The following is a 21,770-nucleotide window of genomic DNA, read 5'->3' as shown; positions in this document are numbered from 1 at the left end:
AATACGAAATCTGTGATAGTATGAAAAAAACAGATGGAAAAGAGGAGCGTTCGCCATGCATGGAGTAGCTATTACAGATTTGATAAAGAAGATGAATTTCCGTAACGTGACACCGGAGATTGACGCGGAAAAAATTGTGATCAGCCATCCGGATGTCAATCGTCCGGCTTTACAGTTAGCCGGATTTTACGACCATTTTGACAACGAGCGGGTGCAGATCATCGGTTATGTGGAACAGGAATACATTCATCAGATGGATCATGATAGAAAGCTTGAGATGTACGACAAGCTTCTGTCCAGCCAGATTCCGTGTCTTGTATACAGCCGGAGCCAGAATCCGGATGAGGATATGCTGGCGTTTTGCAACCATTACGGCGTACCATGCCTTGTATCAGATAAAACCACTTCCGATCTCATGGCGGAAATCATCCGCTGGCTTAAGGTGAAGCTGGCGCCATGCATCAGCATTCACGGGGTTTTGGTTGACGTATTCGGTGAAGGCGTTCTGATCATGGGAGAGAGCGGTATCGGAAAAAGCGAGGCGGCGCTGGAACTGATCAAAAGAGGCCACCGTCTAGTAACCGATGATGTGGTGGAGATCCGCAAGGTGAGCGATGAAACGCTGATTGGAACCGCCCCGGAAATTACCAGGCATTTTATTGAATTAAGAGGGATCGGCATCATTGATGTCAAGACTCTGTTCGGTGTTGAAAGTGTAAAGGATACCCAGGCCATTGATATGGTGATCAAACTGGAGGATTGGGATAGAGATAAGGAATACGACAGAATGGGAATCGAAGACCAGTATACGGAATTTCTGGGAAACCGGGTGGTATGCCATTCCATTCCGGTGCGTCCGGGTCGTAATCTGGCTATTATTGTTGAATCTGCTGCCGTCAATTACAGACAAAAGAAGATGGGGTACAACGCGGCTCAGGAATTATATAACCGCGTTCAGGCAAACCTTTCAAGAAAACAGGATGATTGAGGTGTCTGATGACTGGATTTTATGAAAAACTTCTTGGTGCAGCCGATAAAGACCATATAAAAGTTGGGGAAGAGATGCGAAAGCACACCTCGTTCCGGGTGGGCGGCCCTGCTGCCTGCTTTGTGACTCCGGCGGATGAGAAGGAGCTTGCTGCTGTTTTGATTCTTTGCCGCCGGGAAGAGGTACCTTTTTTCATACTGGGGAATGGAAGCAATCTTTTGGTTGGAGACGTGGGCTTTGACGGGGTGGTTGTTTCCATGGATTGCTTAAACAGCTGCCAGGCGGATAAGGAGACGGGGATTGTAAAGGCCGGAGCCGGAGCACCCCTGGCACGGATCGCGCAGGAAGCATATAGGGCGTCATTGACCGGTTTTGAATTTGCTGCAGGGATACCGGGCACACTTGGGGGAGCTGTGGTGATGAACGCCGGAGCCTATGGTTCGGAGATGAAGGAGGTCCTTAGGTCTGTTAAAGTTTTAACACCCGAGGGTGAAGTAAGAGAGCTGTCTGCTGACCAACTTTCCTTAGGATACCGGACCAGCTGTATTATACCAAAGCAGTATGTTGTGCTGGAGGCCAAGATCCGGTTAAGGGATGGTGATGAGGTTTCTATTAAGAACCGGATGGATGAACTTGCACGCAGGAGAAAGGAAAAGCAGCCTTTGGAATATCCAAGTGCGGGAAGTACCTTTAAGAGGCCGGAAGGACATTTTGCCGGAAAGCTTATAGAGGAGGCCGGATTAAGAGGTTTTTCCCTGGGAGGTGCCCAGGTATCGGAGAAACACTGCGGATTTGTCATTAACAAAGGCAGCGCTACTGCTGCTGATATCAGAAACCTGTGCGAAGAGGTGAAAAAAAGGGTATTGAAACAATCCGGAGTAGCCCTTGAGATGGAGGTAAAGACACTGGGGAAGTTTTAACGGTGCAAAGGAGAACAACGTGAGGCTTGTAATTGTAACGGGCATGTCAGGCGCAGGAAAGACCCAGGCGCTTAAGATGCTGGAGGACATGGGATTTTATTGTGTGGATAACCTTCCCATTCCCCTGATTGAAACGTTCGCGGAACTGACCTTGAGCAATCATGGAGGGATCCGGAACGCGGCTTTGGGGATTGATATCCGCAGCGGGGAGGATTTATCAGTTTTAAACAGGATTTTTGATGAGTGGTCAAGAATACGGACACCCTTTGAAATTCTTTTCCTTGATTCAAGCGACGAAACATTAATAAAGCGCTATAAGGAAACCAGGAGAGCCCATCCCCTGGCGGCAGGCGGCAGGATCGACAGCGGTATTGAAAAAGAACGGCTGAAACTGGGATTTTTAAAGGAAGAAGCGGATTATATCATCGATACCAGCCGGCTTCTTACAAAGGAACTCAGGCAGGAGCTGGAAAAAATATTTGTAAACAGGGAATCCTACCGGAATTTATATATTACGATCCTTTCTTTTGGATTTAAGTATGGAATTCCGTCAGATGCAGATATGGTTTTTGATGTAAGATTCCTGCCAAATCCCTACTATTCAGAGGAACTGCGGCCTAAAACCGGAGAGGAAAAAGCAGTGCGGGACTATGTGATGCAGCATGGGACCGCTGCCCTGTTTTTAGACAAGCTTAACGATATGCTGGAGTTTCTGATTCCAAATTTTGTGCTGGAGGGAAAGAACCAGCTGGTAATTGCCATTGGATGTACAGGCGGCAAGCACCGGTCGGTTACCATTGCCAGGTCCGTTTACGATAAGTTTAAATCCAGGGAAGAATTCGGGATAAAGATTGAGCACCGGGACATCGACAAGGATAATATACGGAAAAGGATGGTCTAGATATGTCATTTTCTTCCAAATTAAAAGAAGAGCTTTCCAGGCAGATCAGTCCGGCAAGGCATTGCCAGATCGCAGAGATGGCTGCGATCATAAGCCTTTGCGGAAAAATAATCATATCGGAAGACGACCGCTATACGATTAAAATTAATACGGAAAATGTGGCAGTTGCAAGAAAGTACTTTACATTATTGAAAAAAACATTTAATATAAGTACTGATGTGTCCATTAGAAGAAATGCTTATTTAAATAAAAACCGTACCTATACGGTGACAGTCCGGGATCATGAGGAAGCGATCCGTGTTTTACACGCAACAAAGCTTCTTGATGAAAACGGAGAAATAGGGGAAAACTTAAATCTTGTACGGAATGTGGTCATCCAGCAGTCCTGCTGCAGGAGGGCATTCATCCGCGGTGCATTTCTCTCATCCGGGTCCTTAAGCGATCCTGAGAAATTCTACCATTTTGAAATCGTATGTGCGACTGAAGATAAAGCCAGGCAGTTAAAATCCATTATCGCGACCTTTGATCTTGAAGCAAAGATCGTGAAGAGGAAACGCTATTTTGTGGTTTATATAAAAGAAGGAAGCCAGATCGTAGATATCCTGAATGTTATGGAAGCCCCGGTGGCCTTAATGGAACTTGAGAATATCAGGATCTTAAAGGACATGCGTAACAGCGTGAACCGGCAGGTCAACTGCGAGACTGCAAATATTAATAAAACGGTATCAGCTGCGGTAAAGCAGATAGAAGATATAAAATATATCAGAGATACAATCGGACTTGATAATCTTCCGGACAATCTAAGCGAGGTTGCCAGGGAACGGTTGGAAAGGCCGGAAGCAACATTAAAAGAGCTCGGAGAAGCTCTGGACCCTCCTGTAGGCAAATCAGGAGTGAACCACCGACTTAGAAAGCTTGGCGACCTTGCAGGGCGGCTGCGAGGGACAGGCATTAGCAGCGGAATGGAATAATCCGTTCATAGGATTGAGGAGGATAATTATGGTAAGAAAAACAGTCACCGTTGAACTTGCATCAGGCTTAGAGGCAAGACCAGTTGCTATGCTGGTTCAGGTTGCAAGCCAGTATGAAAGCAACATTTATGTTGAAATCGAATCCAAGAGAGTAAATGCCAAGAGTATTATGGGTATGATGACTCTGGGACTTGCAGCGGGAGAACAGATTACGATCACTGCGGATGGTACGGATGAGGAGCAGGCGATTGCCGAAATCGAAAAATATTTAAGCAATCATGAGTAATGTTTAAAGAATACTGTGTTTTTCCAGGCGGAGGCTCTGACAATGGAGGCTCCGCCGTTGTACGTGCTGATGAAATCTGATACAAAAGGTTTTCCGGCGCGTTTCTTTGTGGTATACTGTGTATGAAAGCAATGAGCAGTGCGAAACAGGCTGCACTGTGGATTTATGACATACATAAGTAAAAAGAAGGGAGGAACAAATGGCATTTACACATTTACACGTCCATACGGAATACAGCTTATTGGACGGCTCCTGTAAGATAAAAGAGCTTGTGTCCAGGGCAAAGGAGCTTGGAATGGACAGCATGGCCATCACAGACCATGGCGTGATGTACGGCGTCATTGATTTTTACCGGGCGGCCAGAGAGGCGGGAATCAAGCCAATCATCGGATGCGAGGTATATGTGACCTCCGGATCCAGGTTTGACAGGGAAATTGCTGGCGGAGAGGACCGGTATTATCATCTGGTCTTATTGGCTGAGAATAACCAGGGATACCAGAACCTGATGAAGATCGTCTCAAAAGGTTTTGTGGATGGATTTTATTATAAACCAAGAGTGGATTATGAGGTTTTAAAGGAATACAGCGAAGGGATCATCGCATTAAGCGCCTGTCTGGCAGGAGAGGTGCAGAGGCTGATCGGCCGCGGGCTGTATGAGAGGGGCAGGGAAGCTGCCCTTCGTTACCAGGAGATATTCGGAAAAGGTAATTTCTTTCTGGAGCTTCAGGATCATGGAATACCGGATCAGAATACGGTAAACCAGAGCTTACTGCGGCTGAGCCATGAAACAGAGATCGAACTGGTAGCCACCAATGATATCCACTATACCTATGCGGAAGATGCCACGCCTCATGACATCCTGCTGTGCATCCAGACCGGAAAAAAGGTGGCGGATGAGAACCGTATGCGTTATGAAGGAGGTCAGTATTACTGCAAGTCCGAGGAGGAGATGCGGAAGCTTTTCTCCTACGCAGGAGAAGCTATTGACAACACTCACAGGATAGCAGAACGCTGCAATGTGGAGATCGAATTCGGCGTGACCAAACTGCCCAAGTACGATGTGCCGGAAGGGCATGATTCCTGGACGTATTTAAACAAGCTTTGCCTGGAAGGCTTTGAGAACCATTATCCCCAGGATGATGGCACGTTAAAGGAAAGACTTGACTATGAGCTGGATGTCATTCATACCATGGGATATGTGGACTATTTCCTGATTGTATGGGATTTCATTCATTATGCCAGATCCCAGGATATTATCGTGGGGCCGGGACGAGGTTCTGCGGCGGGAAGCATCGTGTCCTACTGTCTGGGGATCACCAACATTGATCCCATCCGCTATAACCTGCTTTTTGAGCGGTTCTTAAATCCGGAACGAATTTCCATGCCTGATATTGACGTGGATTTCTGCTTTGAACGGCGTCAGGAGGTTATTGACTATGTGGTCCAGAAGTATGGAAAGGAGCAGGTGGTCCAGATCGTGACCTTTGGTACCCTTGCAGCCAAAGGTGTGGTACGGGATGTGGGAAGGGTACTGGACATGCCATATGCCCGGTGCGACGCCATAGCAAAGATGATTCCAGGAGACCTTGGCATGACTCTTGAAAAGGCCTTAAGGCAAAGCCCTGACCTAAGAAACGCATACGAGGAGGATCCTGAGGTCAAATACCTCATTGATATGTCCATGCGTCTGGAAGGCTTGCCGAGACATACATCCATGCATGCTGCCGGAGTCGTGATCAGCCGGACTTCCGTGGACGAATATGTTCCCCTTTCCAGGGCGTCCGACGGTACCATTACCACTCAGTTTACTATGACCACTCTGGAAGAGCTGGGACTTTTGAAGATGGATTTTCTGGGTCTGCGTACTTTAACGGTCATTCAAAATGCGGTTAAGGCCATAGAGAAAAACAGGCAGTTATCCATCGATATGGACCGGATCAATTATAATGACAAGGCAGTGCTGGATTCCATCGGTACCGGAAGGGATGATGGGGTGTTCCAGCTGGAAAGCTCCGGCATGAAGAGCTTTATGAAGGAGCTGAAACCGGAAAGCCTGGAAGATATTATTGCCGGAATTTCCCTTTACCGCCCCGGCCCCATGGACTTTATTCCCAAGTATTTAAAGGGGAAGAACGACCGAAGATCCATTACCTATGAATGCACCCAGCTGGAACCCATCTTAGACCCTACCTATGGCTGTATCGTATACCAGGAACAGGTAATGCAGATTGTTAGAGAGCTTGCCGGATATACCATGGGCCGAAGTGACCTGGTGCGCAGAGCCATGTCAAAAAAGAAGACCTCTGTCATGGAAAAGGAACGGCATAACTTTGTCTATGGGAATCCGGAGGAAGAGGTAACAGGGTGCATCTCCAATGGAATTGATGAAAAAACGGCAAACCAGATCTATGACGAGATGATCGATTTTGCCAAATACGCCTTTAACAAATCCCATGCGGCGGCATATGCGGTGGTATCCTATCAGACCGCCTTTTTAAAATATTATTATCCCCAGGAATTCATGGCAGCCCTCCTAACCTCTGTCATGGATAACGTATCAAAGGTATCGGAATATATTTTAAGCTGCAGACAGATGGGGATTTCCATCCTTCCTCCGGATATTAATGAGGGAGAAAGCGGGTTCTCCGTTTCCGGAGGATCCATACGCTACGGCTTGTCGGCCATTAAGAGCGTGGGCAAGTCTGTGGTAGAGCTTATCGTGGCGGAACGGGAGCAGAACGGGGTGTACCACGATTTGGAAGATTTTATTGACCGGATGAGCAATAAGGAGGTCAATAAAAGGACTCTGGAAAATTTCATAAAATCCGGTGCTTTGGACACCCTTCCCGGTACAAGAAAGCAGAAGCTTTTGATTGCGCCGGAGCTTTTGGAGCAGAGAAGTAAGGAACGGAAAAATACCATGGAAGGCCAGATGACTCTGTTTGATCTTGCAGGGGAGGAAGAAAAGAGCCATTTTCAGGTTACTTTCCCTGATGTAGGGGAATTTTTAAAGGAAGACTTACTGGCATTTGAGAAGGAAACCCTTGGCATCTATTTAAGCGGCCATCCCATGGAAGCTTACGAAACCACCTGGAGAAATAATATTACCGCAACCACCATAGATTTTGTTTTGGATGAGGAAACAGGAAAAGCCGGTGTTGCCGACGGTTCCTATGTGACCATCGGAGGTATGATTACAGGAAAGACCGTAAAAACTACCAGAAACAATAAAATGATGGCATTCATCATCCTGGAGGATTTAGCAGGATCCGTGGAAGTGATCGTGTTCCCCAAGGATTATGAGAGCAAGAGGGAACTGTTTGTGGAAGATTCCAAGGTCTTCATACAAGGAAGAGTCTCGGTCGGAGAGGATCCGGTGGGAAAGCTGATCTGTGAGCGGGTAACGACCTTTACAGACCTGCCAAAGGAGCTGTGGCTGAAATTCCCTGATAAGGAATCCTATATGGCAGTAGAGCGGGAAATCTTAAATGATTTAAAGGAATCGGAGGGTGATGATTCGGTCATTATCTATCTGGAAAAAGAGCGGGCCAGAAAGGTTCTGCCGGCCAACCGGAACGTAAACGCGGCAGACGGGCTGCTGGCTGCCCTGGTTAAAAAACTTGGTGAAAAAAATGTCAAGCTTGTAGAAAAAAAACTTGAAAAGATTGGTAAAATGAATTAGAATACAACATGTACGCAATAAGAAACTTACTAAAACAGATATCCGTGAATCAGGAGGAAGCTACTATGGCAAAACAAGTGAAAACCATCGGTGTATTAACCAGCGGCGGTGATGCACCAGGTATGAATGCTGCGATCCGTGCTATTGTCAGGACTGCAATCCATGAAGGATTGGACGTAAAGGGGATCATGAGGGGATACGCAGGCCTTCTGCAGGAAGAAATCGTTGATATGAACAGTACCAGCGTATCAGATATTATTCACCGCGGAGGAACCATTTTATATACAGCCAGATGTCAGGAGTTCACAACTGCCGAAGGGCAGAGAAAGGGCGCCGAGATCTGTAAAAAGCATAATATTGACGGCATTGTGGTCATCGGAGGAGACGGTTCATTCCGGGGAGCCGGTAAGCTTTCCGCACTTGGGATCAATACCATCGGACTTCCCGGAACCATTGATCTGGATATCGCCTGTACCGATTACACCATTGGTTTTGATACGGCCGTTAACACAGCCATGGAGGCCATTGATAAGGTTCGTGATACATCTACTTCCCATGAACGCTGCAGCATCATAGAGGTAATGGGACGTAATGCAGGCTATATTGCTCTTTGGTGCGGTTTTGCAAACGGTGCCGAGGATATCCTTTTGCCGGAACGCTATGACGGCGATGAGCAGGCTCTCATCAACCGTATCATTGAGAACAGAAAGCGGGGCAAAAAGCACCACATCATCATCAATGCAGAGGGCATCGGACATTCCTCCTCTATGGCTAAGAGAATCGAAGCTGCCACAGGCATTGAGACCAGGGCTACCATCCTGGGCCATATGCAGCGAGGCGGCGCGCCAACCTGTAAGGACCGTGTCTATGCTTCCATTATGGGCGCAAGGGCAGTAGAGCTTCTCTGTGAAGGAAAGAGCAACCGTGTCGTAGGCTATCGGCATGGAGAATTCCAGGATATCGATATTCAGGAAGCCCTTAGTATGACAAAGGATATCCCTGAAGACCAGTATCAGATCAGCAAGATGCTTGTGAGATAATCAAAGTCAAATACCTTGTAAAATAAATGGAAATAGCGCAACAGCCGGAGGCAGAGATGGAATATACGGTAATCAGGCAAAACTTTGAAAAACACGGGTTTACCACCCAGCTTTTTTCTACACAAGAAGAAGCACGCGATTATCTTGTGGAGACCTTAAAGAACCAGACCATTGGATTTGGTGGAAGCGTGACCCTTCTGGAGATGGGGCTTTTTGAGGCGCTGCAGCAGAACAATGCCGTGGTATGGCACAACAAGGTGCCTTCCAGAGATGTGCGGCACCTGGCCAACTGCGCGAATATCTATATAACCAGTGCCAATGCCGTATCGGAGACCGGGCAGATTGTTAACATCGACGGAACCGGAAACCGGGTCGCTATGACCGCTTTTGGTCCTGAAACATGTTATTATGTTGTAGGCAAAAATAAAATCACCCCAAACTTAGAGGACGCCATTTACCGGAGCAGGAATGTTGCTGCTCCCCAAAATGCCCGTAGAATAAATGCAAAGACCCCGTGCGCCAAAAATGCAGACAAATGCTATGACTGCAGCAGCCCTGAACGGATTTGCCGCATAACGGCAGTGATCGACCGGGCCCCTATGGGTATGAAGTGCGAAATCATCTTTGTGGATCAGGAATTGGGATTTTAATGAATGGAATTGATATGAAACTGGCGAGAGCAAACGGGATTTTTAGTAAATTCCCGGCTGTTTCCCGCCGTTTTTTTATAGGCTGTTTTATGAATGGGATTTGACAACCGGAATCTTTCCGGTTATGCTTGTATGAGAATGACCGCAGCGAAACGACCGCCTAAAGGGTCAAACAGGGACAGGAAGCAAGGAGAGAAGGAACATGGATGCAATTGAAACGTATATCAATGAACTGATGGAAAAGAGCACACCGGACCGTCCGGTATGGAACATTGAGAAGCTGCTTCAGGGAGAGAAGGCCGGATGGAATTACATAGACGGTTGTATGATCAAATCCATTTTGGAAATGTACGCCATTACCGAAGATTTAAAATATCTGGATTTTGCCGACACATTTATCGATCACAGGGTAAGAGAAGACGGGAGCATTGACGGCTATGATGTGGAAGAGCGGAACATAGATAATGTCAATGCGGGAAAAACCCTGTTCGAGCTTTACGATCTGACTGGAAAGGAAAAATACCGAAAAGCCATTGATGTGGTTTACAGCCAGATTGGAAAGATGCCGCGGACGAAAGAGGGAAACTTCTGGCATAAGAATATTTATCCAAACCAGGTTTGGCTTGACGGTCTGTATATGTGCCAGCCGTTTTATATGGAATACGAAACCCGGTTTAATAATAAGGAAAAATGCGGGGATATTTACAGCCAGTTTTCCAATGTGGTGAAGATTATGAGGGATACGGAAACCGGCCTTTACTACCATGCATACGATTCCTCCAGAGAGATGTTTTGGTGTGATAAGGTGACAGGACTGTCCCAGAATTTCTGGCTGAGAGCGTTAGGCTGGTACTCCATGGCCCTTTTAGATACCATGGACAAGTCGGATCCGTCAGATAAGGAAAGTTTAAAGGAGATGGAGGAAGCGTTCCGTGACCTGATAGACTCCATGTTAAAATACCAGGATGAAAGCGGTATGTGGTATCAGGTGGTTAACTTAGGCGGCATGGACAGGAATTATTTAGAGACCAGCGGAAGCGCCATTTTCGCCTATGCCATTTTAAAGGGAGTCCGTTTAGGATATCTTCCCGAATCCTATTCCGTGTATGGAAAAAAAGCCTTCCAGGGAATCTGCGATACCTATCTTCATCTGGAAGAGGGGAATATGAGTCTGGGAGGGATCTGCCTGGTGGCCGGACTTGGAGGCAAAGACAGGAGAAATGGAACTTACGATTATTACATGTCCGAGCCTATTGTAAAGGATGATGCCAAAGGGGTAGGACCCTTCCTTCTTGCCTATACGGAAATGAGAAGAACCGGCTGGGTATACAATTAATAAAGAAACAGGAAAATTAATGGGGATTGGGGCCCGGGTAACCGGGCTCCAATCCCTAAATCATATCATCTTAAACTGTTCTGTGAATATTTCTTCGGTGAAATCCCCACTTTTTTTGTAAAAGCTTTAAAAAAATTGCTGTAATCGTTAAACCCGCACATGCTGTAAACTTCATTGACGCTGTAGCCGGCTGACAGAAGTTTCTGGGCCAGCTCAATGCGGCGGGAAATTATATAGGAATTGATGGTGGTACCGGTACTTTTCTTGAAGAGCCTGCAAAGATAAGAGGTACTTAAATAAAAATGGGCCGCAATATCTCCGATGCTTAACTGGGAATCAATGTTGTGATGGATATAGGTGATGATATCGGTCACTTTACTGCTGAAATACTGTCTCTGTTCTTGCGATTCCCTCCCAAGAAAGGCCTCTGCGGCAAGTTTTGTAATGAAAACCATGAACTCAGCAAAGGCAGAGCGTTCCTCCACATCCTGGCCGAATCCTTCTTCTGCAGCCAGTTTATTAAAGTAATACATAAAACGCCGCTGCTGCCCATGGTTTAAATCGATGCGGTGAGAAAATTTCTTCGGCCTGTGGGTAAAACAGTAGGTCAGATCCGTCCGTGGTGTGGAGATGCTTTCCAGATAAGAGGGATCTATAAATATGGCAAACCGTTCCTGAGGGATGGAGGTATCCATCTGAAGCAGCTGATGCTTTTCATATTGGTTGACCATGAACAGGCTCCCCGGTTCGATCCTGTAATTTTTGTCATCTATCATGAAGGTGCAGCCCCCATTTAGGGAAAAATAGAATTCATGGCAGAGGTGGCTGTGCATACTTAAAACTCCCATATCCTTGTGGAGATGCACAATAGAGAAATAATGGGAGGCCATGCAGTATTCGATTCCTTCTGAAAAAGTGGTAAGTACTTTCATAAATCGTAATTTCCTCAGCTAATTATACTGAAACTATACCATAGGATGTCAATATTTGCAATGTTTTGTGCCGGATTTGAAATGAATTATGGAAAGATGGATGTTATAATAAGGAAAAAGCAAAGTGTAAGCGCTTACGCAAAAATGTCAAATAATGTAGAAAAAGTGAAACTACTTACACAGGCTTTTAAGAACTCATTTATGAGGGTTAAGAAAAAGGAGAGAGAACTATGAAAAAGATCAAACAGTGGGCTGCGATGGGGTTAGCGACTGTTATGGCAGTGTCCTTAAGCGCCTGCGGCGGAGGTAAGAGTACCAGTGAGACAGCAGTTTCTTCAGCGGCAGAGACCACTTCTGCAGCAGCAAGTGATACGGCGACAACAGCACCAACTACTTCAGGAGAGCCGGTAGAGCTTAAGTTTTCCTGGTGGGGCGGCGACAGCAGACATGCTGCAACAGAAGAGGCAATTAAGGCATTTGAAGCGAAATATCCAAACATTAAGGTAACTCCCGAGTATGGCGCATGGACCGGATGGGAAGAGAAACAGTCCTTGAATATTTTAGGCGGAAATGCTGCTGACGTTATGCAGATCAACTGGAACTGGATCGAATCCTACAGCCAGGGGGGAAAAGCCTTTGCTAACCTGGAAGATTACTCCGATGTTCTTGATTTAAAACAGTTTACATCGGAAAGCCTTGACCTCTGTAAGGTTGACCAAAAGTTAATGGCTGTTCCGATTTCTTTAACAGGTCGTGTGTTTTATTGGAATAAGACTGCATTTGAAGAAGTAGGCTGTGACATTCCTACTGACCTGGATTCCCTGTATGCAGCAGGTGCAGCATTTAAAGCAAAAGATCCAGATATGTATCCTTTAGCCCTTGGCGAATATGACCGTATGATTTTAATGGTTTATTATCTGGAATCCAAGTACGGCAAAAACTGGGTGGAAGGCGGCGAAGTCAACTATACGGAAGATGAAGTTAAGGACGGAATGGATTTCATTACTGAATTGGAAACAAAGCATGTCATTCCGATGCTGGCAACCATTCAGGGTGATATGGCTGACTCTCTTGACAAGAACGCAAAATGGATCGATGGCAAGTATGCAGGTATTTTTGAGTGGGATTCCTCAGCTTCCAAATTTAAAAGTGCTTTGGAAGGCAGCGTAAATAAGCCGGGTCAGCAGTTCATAGTCGGCGAGTTCGTTAAGATGGGCGATAACAACGGAGGCTTTACAAAGATTTCCATGGCATATTCGGTTGCAGGAAATTCCCAGCATCCGAAGGAAGCAGCAATGCTGATCAACTTCTTATTAAATGACGAAGAAGGCGTTAAGATCGTTTCTACAGAGAGAGGTATTCCTTGCTCCACAGAGGGCTTGAAGATTCTTGAGGCGAACAAACTTGGTGATCCTCTGACCATTGAGGCTAATACAAAGGTTATGAATTACAGCAAGTTCAATCTGGACAGCAAGTTTGAGCACAACGATTTAAAAGCAAATCCAGATGGTGTTTACTATAAAGTATTTGGTAAGTTAAGCACAGGGGAAGTTGATTCCAAGCAGGCAGCAAGCGAACTGATTAAAGGCATTACCGAGACTCTTGAGAATTAATAAAGATTTCAGACAGTTTGAATAAGTGATACATACTTCATACGAGCCGCCATAAATTTATGGCGGCTCCCATAAAGAAAAGGGCAGACAATAGTTATGGAATGCAGAAAAATATGGAAACCATACCAGCTGACGGGGGCAATACAAATGTATGAAGCTACCGGCGAAAAGGTTTATAAGGATTTTGCAATAACCTGTCTGAGCAAGGTAGAAGCTCCGGAAGGGATGGCAGAAAGTCTGCCGGTACAAGATAGCCTGGCCTGTTTTTTTGCTCTGGATCAAACGGGAGATGAGAAATACAGACAGATGATTGAGTCGCTGATCAGGCAGAATGATTGGACCTTGGATTTTATGCCCTTTGTAACAGCATATGAGACGAGGTACAAAAGAAAAGAACATTATAATGAGATTGCAGCTTTATTCCGGGGGGAAGAGAGACTTACAGGAAGCAATCTGATAGCTCTTATAGAAACAATAGACCAGATGTCAGAAGAAATCTATGAATATTATAGGGAATTAAAGGATTTGTTTAAAACCGCAGTCAGGGAGAAAATTAAGGAAATCCCGGATTCTTCTGAGGCCCTGGAAATCGGTTATTCCATCTTTAAGGCATGTAATATGGGTGTGCTTCAAAGAGAGAAATACGGTGATTTCGGGGAATTTATATGGAAAATGATCGAAAGTAACGATAAAAATACATGCGCAGGCCTACAGGAAATGCTTAAAGCGCAATATACAATGTTAAAAAAACAGGAGGAATAAGAGTATGAAGTCAAAGGGTATCCGTAAGGTCCTGGCAGACAATGCAGGATTCTTCTTCATCTTACCATGGCTGATTGGATTTATACTTTTTAAAGTTTATCCGTTCGCCTCTTCCCTATACTACAGCTTTACAAACTATGATCTGTTTAATGGCATTACGAAGACAGGTATGATGAACTATAATAAGATTTTCACAGATTCCGATATTAAAAAAGCGTTTTTTGTTACATTTAAATATGCAATTTTTGATGTTCCCTTAAAGTTGATGTTTGCTTTGTTCGTTGCATATATCCTGAATTTTAAATTAAAAGGAGTTAATTTCTTCCGGACCGCGTATTATATCCCGTCTATTCTGGGGGGCTCCATTGCCATCGCGATTCTGTGGAGAGCCGTTTTCAATACAGATGGCTTGATCAACACCGTCCTGGGCGTATTTGGTGTTGAAAAGATCAATTGGATGGCAAGCGGGGGCGGTGCGCTTACTGTTATTGTACTTTTAAGGGTCTGGCAGTTTGGTTCTGCCATGGTGATTTTCCTTGCAGCTTTAAAGGGAGTTTCCGAAGATTTATACGAAGCGGCTTCCATTGACGGGGCTGGAAAGTGGACACAGTTCTTCAAAATCACGGTTCCCTTAATTACACCGGTTATTTTCTATAACCTGATTACACAGTTATGCCAGGCGTTCCAGGAATTCAATGGGCCATTCCTTGTAACAAAGGGCGGACCAAACGGAGCGACCACTTTGATCTCAATCCTGATTTACAACAATGCATTCTTACGGCATAAAATGGGTATGGCAAGTGCACAGGCCTGGATCCTGTTCCTTATTGTTATGACCTTTACGGTAGTAGCGTTTGTAAGCCAGAAAAAGTGGGTTTACTATTCAGATGAGGACGGGAGGTAAATGATATGACGAAAGAGACCAAGAGAAAGGTCAACGCAATGATCCGGTATGCATTACTGATCCTTGTCGGCTTTATTATGGTATACCCCCTGATCTGGATGGTGGGCGCTACCTTTAAGACAAACTCGGAGATTTTTACCAGCGCATGGTTCTGGCCTAAAAAGCCTGTGACCGATGGTTATGCCAACGCATTTGTAGATTATGGCGGAAAGATCAACCTTATAAAATCCATGCTGAATACATACAAAATTGTTGTGCCAAAGGTTCTTTTCACAGTCGTATCAGCCACTATTACGGCTTATGGTTTCAGCCGGTTTGAATTTAAGGGAAAAGGAATTTTATTCTCTCTTATGATTTCTACCTTATTCCTGCCCCAGGTAGTGCTCAATGCACCCCAGTATATTATGTTCAATAAGTGGGGCTGGACCAATTCCTACTTACCGCTGGTGATTCCCTCCCTGTTTGCAGGAGATACCTATTTCCTATTCATGCTGATACAGTTTTTAAGAGGCGTGCCAAAGGAGCTGGAAGAAGCCGCTAAAATTGATGGCTGCAGTTCCATAAAGACCTTATGGTATGTGATTGTTCCCATGTTAAAGCCATCCCTGGTATCTGTTGCGCTGTTTCAGTTCATGTGGACTTCCAACGACTTTATGGGACCGCTTATTTACGTTTCCGATATGCCCAAATATACGAACTCCATTTATTTGCGCATGTCCATGGACGGTGATGTGGGATTCCAGTGGAACCGGATTCTGGCGATGTCTTTAATCTCCATTATTCCTTCCCTGATTGTATTCTTCTGCGCCCAGGATGCCTTTATTGACGGTATCGCGGCAGGAGGCGTTAAGGGATAATAAAAAAACGGGCGTGGTATATAATTGCTGCGCCCTTTTTAAATAGGGAAAAAGATTCTTCTAATAGAAAAATATTACAGGCGAGGTAAAGTCAGTATGGAATTAAAAATTGTCTTAAAAACAGCTCGGTCTGTGACCGTAGAGACGGTGACTGAGCAGATCTATGCATTTGAGACACCGGGAAAGATTCTGGTAAATGGAGAAGTTTTTGGAGAAACGGACCGGGTTGTCTTTACGCTGTTTGACTTAAAGCCGGATATGGATTATACTATTTCCCTGGAAAGAAATGGGGAAAGAGCGGAAACCAGTTTCCATACCGACTATGAATTTGTAACATTAAATGTAAAAGATATGGGAGCCAGTGGCGATGGAAATCAGGATGATACCTCCTTTATCCAGGCGGCTATCATGGCCTGCCCGAAGGATAGCCGGGTATTGATTCCCAAAGGAAGGTACCGGATTACCAGCCTGTTTTTAAAGAGCCATTTAAGGCTTGAGCTGGCTAAAGGAGCGGAACTTCTGGCAGATACGGACCGGTACAAATATCCCAGATTTCCCGGAATGATCGAAAGCTATGACGAAAAAGAGGATTACAATCTGGGAACCTGGGAAGGAAATCCTCTCCCCATGTTTGCAGGGATCATAACCGGGATCGATGTAGAGGATGTGGTGGTCTATGGCCCTGGGCTGATCAACGGACAGGCCTCCTTTGACAACTGGTGGGACAATGTCCGCCAGATGAAGGTGGCATTCCGGCCCCGCATGGTATTTTTAGAGAGGTGTAACCATGTGGCCCTTCAGGGCTTTTCTTTAAAAAACAGCCCTGCCTGGGTGCTTCACCCATATTTTAGCCGGGACTTAAAGTTCCTGAACCTGGATATAGAAAATCCGGCAGATTCACCCAATACCGATGGCCTGGACCCGGAATCCTGCAAGGACGTGGAAATACTGGGGCTTCATTTTTCCTTAGGCGATGACTGCATTGCGGTCAAGTCCGGAAAAATATATATGGGCCGCAGGTATCAAACGCCTTCTGAAAACATCCGGATCCGCCAGTGCCTGATGGAAAACGGCCATGGAGCGGTTACCGTGGGAAGCGAAGTGGGCGCAGGCGTTAAAAATATCCGGGTGGAGCGCTGCCTGTTCCGTAATACGGACAGAGGGCTCCGGATCAAGACGAGAAGAGGCAGAGGAAAGGATTCTGTGCTTTCTGAGATTTATTTTGACCATATCCATATGGATCACGTCATGACGCCTTTTGTTGTAAACAGCTTTTATTTCTGCGATCCCGATGGAAAGTCCGATTATGTACAGTGCCGTGAGGCCCTTCCTGTGGATGAGCGGACCCCTGAGATAAAGAGACTTTCTTTTACCAACATCAAGGCGGAAAACTGCCATGTGGCTGCTTCCTTCCTCTATGGGCTTCCGGAAAGAAAAATTGAACGCATTGAATTTAAAAACGTTGATATTTCTTTTGCGGACAATGCAAAGGCAGGGACGCCTGCCATGCTGTCAGGAGTGGAAGATTGCAGGAAGAAAGGATTTCTCATCAGCAACGTGGACACCCTGATCTGTGATCATGTGAAGATTTCAGGACAAGAAGGGGATGCCTTTGAGCTGAGTAACATCAATCATTATGAAGTGAGATAAAGGAGGAGTTATTATGCAGATCGGAATCCGGTTACACGACGTGGCACCCGGGACCTTGGAGGAGCGGGTGAAGGCCGCCCATGAACAGGGGTTTACCTGTGCCCATCTGGCGCTGGCAAAGACGGTACAAGAGCATTCTGTGGAGGATTCCGCATTGACGCCAGGCTATGCGACGTATTTGCGCAAGAAATTTGCAGAACATGATGTGGATATTGCAGTCCTGGGCTGCTATTTGAATCTGGCTCACCCAGACCGGTCAGAAATCATAAAAATCCAGGAGCGCTATTACGCCCATCTGCGTTTTGCTTCTATATTAGGCTGCAGCGTGGTGGGAACTGAAACAGGTGCGCCTAATGAGGAATATCGTTATGAACCGGCCTGTCACACAGAGGAAGCGCTTCAGACCTTTATCAAAAACCTGCGCCCGGTTGTGGAATGTGCGGAAAAATTCGGCGTGATCATTGCGATTGAACCGGTATGGAGCCATATTGTATACAATTCCAAACGGGCGCTGAAGGTGCTTAAAGCCATTGGTTCGCCTAATTTAAGAATTATCCTGGATCCGGTAAATCTTTTGTCAGCAGAAAACAGTGAGCATTATGAGCAGGTGATTGCAGAAGCTATTGAGGATTTAGGCGTATATACGGATGTCCTTCATATGAAAGACTTTGTGGTGGAAGACGACCGGATCGTCTCCGGCGCTCCGGGAACCGGAGTTATGAAATATGATGTGATCCTGGATTTTGTGAAAAGGGAAAAACCGTATATCCAGATGACAATTGAGGACAGCAGGCCGGATAATGCAGAATGGTCGAGGAAATTTCTTGAGAGCTGCACTGCGGACTTATGATATATTAAAAAAGAAACCGGATCCTTGTTAAGGACTTCCGGTTTCTTTTTTGATTCGTGGGAGAATATCTTATTAATCAATAAATGCTGTGTTCTGCCTGGTTACTCTTTCTTCCGGTCAGTTTAAACATTCCTTCATAACTTCATATGCGCCTTTTTCTTTAATGGCTGTTAAATAGCCAGCCACGGCTTCTTCAAATCCTGCAATTTCACTTAAATCCTCATCCCAGAAGTCAGCATTGGTGCAAACCGCATGAACAAGGGAAGCCGCATCGTCATCCTTGTGGTCATAGAAGAACTGAAGAACCGGCTTATCATCCTTGATGGTGTACTCGTCACCGACAGGACGTGCTGCAACAAGGCCGTCGACCGTAAGGTTCATTCCGGTGTAGAATGCGATGTAAAAAGCAAAGGAGGCCGTTATACATTTAGGAAGTGTGCCTGTTTTTTCCACATAGCTCTTAAGGGAAGGCATAACACGGGCTTTCCATTTGGAGGTGGAATTTAAGGAAATGGATAACAGGGCATGATCAATAAATGGGTTTTTGAAACGCTCCGTAACAGAGGCTGCAAAACTCATCAATTCCTCCTTTGGAAGGGTCAGCGTAGGAATGATCTCATCATAAATGGTTTTATTCATGAAGCCGCAGATCACTTCATCATCCATGCAGCTGCGGACAATATCCTGGCCGGAAAGGTAAGCGCCTAATACAAAGGAGGTGTGGGCGCCGTTTAAAATGCGGACCTTTCTCTGCTTATATGGCTTGTGGTCGTTGCAGATGATAACAGGAAGGCCTGCTTCTTCAAAGGGCAGTTCTTTCTTTAAGCTGTCCGGTCCTTCAATGACCCAGAAGCCGAAGACTTCACCGGTATCGATAATGTTATCCTGATAACCTAATTCCTCACAGATGGCAGCTGCTTCATTTCTTGGATATCCGGTCACGATACGGTCTACCAAAGTGGAGCAGAAGATGTTCTCTGTTTTGATCCATGTGGTGAATTCCTTGCCTAAGTCCCATTGCTCAGCGTATTTTAAAACGCATTTTTCCAGTTCTTTTCCGTTGTTATCGATCAGCTCACAGGAAAGGATTACAAAGCCCTTGCCTGCTTCTTTTCCGAACTTTTCAAATCTTCTGTAAAGGAACTGAGTCAGTTTTCCTGGGTAGCTGTCAGCCGGAACATCCGTAAACTGGCAGGAAGGATCATAGGTAATACCTGCTTCGGTGGTATTGCAGGCAATGTAACGCAGATCAGGATTATCCGCACAGGCCAATACGGACTCATAATCCGTATAAGGATTTAAGCATCTGCTTACACAGGAGATCACACGCTTGTCATTTACCTTCTGTCCGTTTTCAAAACCGCGGAGGAAAAGAGTATAAAGCCCTTCCTGTTCGTTGATCATATCTGCAAGACCTGGTGCTATGGGCTGGCATAAAACAACCTTGGAGTTGAATCCGGTCTTTTCGTTCAGAACGTCGATAAAATAATCCACAAATGCCCTTAAGAAATTACCTTCGCCGAACTGCAGCACCCGTTCCGGGGCATCCTTTAAAAGATATCCGTCAAAGCCAAGCTTTTCCAGTGTTTCATAACATAACTTTTCCATTGAATTTATCTCCTTTTTTCTTCATTGCATGAATATAGATATATATGGTATTATTGAAAGCAAAAGCGTTGCTAATAAGCCGGATTATAAGGTCACACCCCGCTTAAAGATAGCCATGTCGTGGAAGCCTGCTTCTTCGGATTTCACCTTTTTACCGGAAGCCACTTCGATCACAAAATCGAAAAATTCATTTTTAAGAGTGTCCATATCCGTATCTTCGACCAGTACGCCGCAGTTAAAATCGATCCAGTTATTCTTCTTTGTGCTTAAGGCGGTGTTGGTGGAGATCTTCATGGTCGGTACCGGACAGGCAAATGGGGTACCGCGGCCTGTGGTAAACAGGACGATATGGGCGCCGGAGGCAGCCAGTGCCGTGGAGGCAACTAAGTCGTTACCAGGAGCGCTAAGTAGATTTAATCCCTTATTACGTACCGGCTCCCCGTATTTTAATACATCTACGACCGGAGCGCTGCCGGATTTCTGGACGCACCCCAGAGATTTGTCCTCCAGGGTGGAGATACCGCCCTTTTTGTTGCCTGGGGAAGGATTTTCGTAAATGGTCTGGTTATGGCTGGTGAAATAATTTTTAAAATCATTGATCAGATCTACGGTCTTTTCAAAGGTTTCTTCGTTCTGGCAACGGTTCATGAGAAGAGTTTCCGCGCCGAACATTTCGGGAACTTCTGTCAGAATGGTGGTTCCGCCTTTGGAAACCAGCATATCGGAGAATGCTCCTACCGTTGGATTGGCTGTGATTCCGGATAAACCGTCGGACCCGCCGCATTTCATACCGATGATGAGTTCGCTGCAGCTTACAGGCTCTCTTTGGAACGTACCTGCGTATTCAGCCAGCTGTCCGATGAGCTCCATGGCATCAGCCATTTCATCCTCAGAATCCTGAGCTACCAGAAACTTTACCCGGTTCTCATCGTAATCGCCGATATAGGGTTTTAGCTCGGAGATGCTGCTGTTTTCACAGCCAAGTCCCAGAACAAGAACGCCGCCGGCGTTGGGATGGCTGATCAAATCAGCCAGAATGGTTCTGGTATATTCCTGGTCATCACCCATCTGGGAACAGCCGTAGGGATGGGGGAATGCGGCAACTTCGTCAATAGTGCCGCCTACGTATTTCTTTGCCATGCGCTCAAGAGCAGTGGCTATGTTATTGACACAGCCAACCGTGGGAATGATCCAGATTTCATTGCGTACGCCCACTTTTCCGTCTGGTCTGCGGTAACCGTGAAAGAAACGTTCGTCCGTGGGGGCAACTTCCGTTTCCTGCTTTTCATACGTATAAGTCAGTAAGTCCCCCAAACCTGTTTTTAAATTATGTGTGTGTATCCAGGCCCCTGTCTTAATATGTTCCTTTGCCATGCCAATGGCACAGCCGTATTTAATGACGGATGAGCCGGCAGGTATATCGGTGAGGGCGAATTTATGGCCCTGTGGGATATCTTCCCGGAGTGTAACGAGTTTTCCGTCAATCTCTGCGGCAGTGCCGGAAGAAAGCGGCTTTAATGCGACTGCAACATTATCTCCGGAATGAATTTTGATAAAATCCTGCATAAGCTTCCTTTCCTTTCTTGGTACCAGTTTCGGTTGGTACATGTAATGTAAGTACTTACATAAAACATACACTATTTTAGTGCGGACGTCAATAGGGAAAGAAAAAAAGAGATTTTTCTTTTTATTTATGGGCATAAATTAAGAAATAAAACTGATTTTTCTATGGATAAAATCAGTAATAACAGTTGCTTTACAGAAAATTATCCTGTATAATGGAGCGAGAAAAGTGTAAGCGCTTACGCTTGCTTTGTGTG

Annotated in this window: 18 protein-coding genes; 15 read left to right on the top strand and 3 right to left on the bottom strand. The window is 45.6% G+C overall.

What is annotated here, in order from left to right:
• Window positions 1-55 precede the first annotated feature (55 nt).
• From hprK to AC27IJ_RS10580, 9 genes are all read left to right on the top strand, one after another.
• Window positions 56-988, top strand: coding sequence for an HPr(Ser) kinase/phosphatase (hprK, locus tag AC27IJ_RS10620; protein WP_312442853.1), 933 nt, complete (start codon window positions 56-58; stop codon window positions 986-988).
• A gap of 8 nt (window positions 989-996) precedes the next feature.
• A complete protein-coding gene (gene murB, locus AC27IJ_RS10615; protein WP_312500751.1) occupies window positions 997-1,908 on the top strand; it encodes a UDP-N-acetylmuramate dehydrogenase in 912 nt (303 codons plus the stop codon).
• 19 nt (window positions 1,909-1,927) lie between these two features.
• Window positions 1,928-2,809 carry an RNase adapter RapZ gene (gene rapZ, locus AC27IJ_RS10610; protein WP_312442855.1) on the top strand — a complete coding sequence of 294 codons (882 nt, stop codon included), beginning with the start codon at window positions 1,928-1,930 and terminating at the stop codon, window positions 2,807-2,809.
• Window positions 2,810-2,811: 2 nt separating this feature from the next.
• A complete protein-coding gene (whiA, locus tag AC27IJ_RS10605; protein ID WP_312442856.1) occupies window positions 2,812-3,780 on the top strand; it encodes a DNA-binding protein WhiA in 969 nt (322 codons plus the stop codon).
• A 28-nt stretch (window positions 3,781-3,808) separates the two neighbouring features.
• Entirely contained in the window at window positions 3,809-4,066 is a 258-nt protein-coding gene (locus AC27IJ_RS10600) for an HPr family phosphocarrier protein (RefSeq protein WP_024291282.1), read from the top strand.
• Between the two features lie 199 nt (window positions 4,067-4,265).
• Window positions 4,266-7,748, top strand: a complete 3,483-nt coding sequence (locus tag AC27IJ_RS10595; RefSeq protein WP_487148768.1) for a DNA polymerase III subunit alpha — start codon at window positions 4,266-4,268, stop codon at window positions 7,746-7,748.
• A gap of 65 nt (window positions 7,749-7,813) precedes the next feature.
• A complete protein-coding gene (pfkA, locus tag AC27IJ_RS10590; protein ID WP_312442858.1) occupies window positions 7,814-8,788 on the top strand; it encodes a 6-phosphofructokinase in 975 nt (324 codons plus the stop codon).
• 56 nt (window positions 8,789-8,844) lie between these two features.
• Window positions 8,845-9,438, top strand: coding sequence for a lactate utilization protein (locus AC27IJ_RS10585; protein WP_312442859.1), 594 nt, complete (start codon window positions 8,845-8,847; stop codon window positions 9,436-9,438).
• Window positions 9,439-9,640: 202 nt separating this feature from the next.
• On the top strand, window positions 9,641-10,774 hold the full coding sequence (locus AC27IJ_RS10580; protein WP_312442860.1) for a glycoside hydrolase family 88/105 protein: 1,134 nt from the start codon (window positions 9,641-9,643) through the stop codon (window positions 10,772-10,774).
• 65 nt (window positions 10,775-10,839) lie between these two features.
• Here the strand turns inward: AC27IJ_RS10580 and AC27IJ_RS10575 are convergent, their stop codons facing one another.
• Window positions 10,840-11,706 (bottom strand): helix-turn-helix transcriptional regulator, encoded by an 867-nt coding sequence (locus AC27IJ_RS10575; RefSeq protein ID WP_312442861.1) that lies wholly within the window; start codon window positions 11,704-11,706, stop codon window positions 10,840-10,842.
• A 230-nt stretch (window positions 11,707-11,936) separates the two neighbouring features.
• On the opposite strand from AC27IJ_RS10575, the gene AC27IJ_RS10570 reads away from it, so the two are divergent.
• The 6 genes from AC27IJ_RS10570 to AC27IJ_RS10545 all read left to right on the top strand — a co-directional run bounded on the left by AC27IJ_RS10570 (window position 11,937) and on the right by AC27IJ_RS10545 (window position 18,342).
• On the top strand, window positions 11,937-13,319 hold the full coding sequence (locus AC27IJ_RS10570) for an ABC transporter substrate-binding protein (RefSeq protein ID WP_487148764.1): 1,383 nt from the start codon (window positions 11,937-11,939) through the stop codon (window positions 13,317-13,319).
• A 96-nt stretch (window positions 13,320-13,415) separates the two neighbouring features.
• Window positions 13,416-14,081: a glycoside hydrolase family 88 protein gene (locus AC27IJ_RS10565; RefSeq protein WP_312500755.1), complete on the top strand. Its 666-nt coding sequence runs from the start codon at window positions 13,416-13,418 to the stop codon at window positions 14,079-14,081.
• A 4-nt stretch (window positions 14,082-14,085) separates the two neighbouring features.
• Window positions 14,086-14,985: a carbohydrate ABC transporter permease gene (locus AC27IJ_RS10560; protein WP_312500757.1), complete on the top strand. Its 900-nt coding sequence runs from the start codon at window positions 14,086-14,088 to the stop codon at window positions 14,983-14,985.
• Between the two features lie 5 nt (window positions 14,986-14,990).
• Window positions 14,991-15,842 (top strand): carbohydrate ABC transporter permease, encoded by an 852-nt coding sequence (locus AC27IJ_RS10555; protein WP_312500759.1) that lies wholly within the window; start codon window positions 14,991-14,993, stop codon window positions 15,840-15,842.
• Between the two features lie 96 nt (window positions 15,843-15,938).
• Window positions 15,939-17,492, top strand: coding sequence for a glycoside hydrolase family 28 protein (locus tag AC27IJ_RS10550; protein ID WP_487148760.1), 1,554 nt, complete (start codon window positions 15,939-15,941; stop codon window positions 17,490-17,492).
• 13 nt (window positions 17,493-17,505) lie between these two features.
• Window positions 17,506-18,342, top strand: coding sequence for a sugar phosphate isomerase/epimerase family protein (locus AC27IJ_RS10545; RefSeq protein ID WP_487148758.1), 837 nt, complete (start codon window positions 17,506-17,508; stop codon window positions 18,340-18,342).
• A 117-nt stretch (window positions 18,343-18,459) separates the two neighbouring features.
• Here the strand turns inward: AC27IJ_RS10545 and AC27IJ_RS10540 are convergent, their stop codons facing one another.
• Together AC27IJ_RS10540 and AC27IJ_RS10535 are read right to left on the bottom strand one after the other, a co-directional pair.
• Window positions 18,460-19,950: a tagaturonate reductase gene (locus AC27IJ_RS10540; protein ID WP_487148756.1), complete on the bottom strand. Its 1,491-nt coding sequence runs from the start codon at window positions 19,948-19,950 to the stop codon at window positions 18,460-18,462.
• An 84-nt stretch (window positions 19,951-20,034) separates the two neighbouring features.
• The gene (locus AC27IJ_RS10535) at window positions 20,035-21,516 is read right to left on the bottom strand and encodes a UxaA family hydrolase (protein WP_312500767.1); all 1,482 of its coding nucleotides are present in this window, start codon (window positions 21,514-21,516) and stop codon (window positions 20,035-20,037) included.
• Window positions 21,517-21,770 lie beyond the last annotated feature (254 nt).

The sequence above is a fragment of the Lacrimispora sp. YZC11 genome (genome assembly GCF_057543815.1).
The sequence above is the reverse complement of the archived record's forward strand: the minus strand, read 5'-3'. Positions and strand labels throughout refer to the sequence as shown.

Bases quoted from the DNA above. Each gene is read 5' to 3' on its own strand.
- hprK (WP_312442853.1), top strand. From the start codon at position 56: ATGCATGGAGTAGCTATTACAGATTTGATAAAGAAGATGAATTTCCGT.
- murB (WP_312500751.1), top strand. From the start codon at position 997: ATGACTGGATTTTATGAAAAACTTCTTGGTGCAGCCGATAAAGACCAT.
- whiA (WP_312442856.1), top strand. From the start codon at position 2,812: ATGTCATTTTCTTCCAAATTAAAAGAAGAGCTTTCCAGGCAGATCAGT.
- AC27IJ_RS10600 (WP_024291282.1), top strand. From the start codon at position 3,809: ATGGTAAGAAAAACAGTCACCGTTGAACTTGCATCAGGCTTAGAGGCA.
- AC27IJ_RS10595 (WP_487148768.1), top strand. From the start codon at position 4,266: ATGGCATTTACACATTTACACGTCCATACGGAATACAGCTTATTGGAC.
- pfkA (WP_312442858.1), top strand. From the start codon at position 7,814: ATGGCAAAACAAGTGAAAACCATCGGTGTATTAACCAGCGGCGGTGAT.
- AC27IJ_RS10585 (WP_312442859.1), top strand. From the start codon at position 8,845: ATGGAATATACGGTAATCAGGCAAAACTTTGAAAAACACGGGTTTACC.
- AC27IJ_RS10580 (WP_312442860.1), top strand. From the start codon at position 9,641: ATGGATGCAATTGAAACGTATATCAATGAACTGATGGAAAAGAGCACA.
- AC27IJ_RS10575 (WP_312442861.1), bottom strand. From the start codon at position 11,706: ATGAAAGTACTTACCACTTTTTCAGAAGGAATCGAATACTGCATGGCC.
- AC27IJ_RS10570 (WP_487148764.1), top strand. From the start codon at position 11,937: ATGAAAAAGATCAAACAGTGGGCTGCGATGGGGTTAGCGACTGTTATG.
- AC27IJ_RS10565 (WP_312500755.1), top strand. From the start codon at position 13,416: ATGGAATGCAGAAAAATATGGAAACCATACCAGCTGACGGGGGCAATA.
- AC27IJ_RS10560 (WP_312500757.1), top strand. From the start codon at position 14,086: ATGAAGTCAAAGGGTATCCGTAAGGTCCTGGCAGACAATGCAGGATTC.
- AC27IJ_RS10555 (WP_312500759.1), top strand. From the start codon at position 14,991: ATGACGAAAGAGACCAAGAGAAAGGTCAACGCAATGATCCGGTATGCA.
- AC27IJ_RS10550 (WP_487148760.1), top strand. From the start codon at position 15,939: ATGGAATTAAAAATTGTCTTAAAAACAGCTCGGTCTGTGACCGTAGAG.
- AC27IJ_RS10545 (WP_487148758.1), top strand. From the start codon at position 17,506: ATGCAGATCGGAATCCGGTTACACGACGTGGCACCCGGGACCTTGGAG.
- AC27IJ_RS10540 (WP_487148756.1), bottom strand. From the start codon at position 19,950: ATGGAAAAGTTATGTTATGAAACACTGGAAAAGCTTGGCTTTGACGGA.
- AC27IJ_RS10535 (WP_312500767.1), bottom strand. From the start codon at position 21,516: ATGCAGGATTTTATCAAAATTCATTCCGGAGATAATGTTGCAGTCGCA.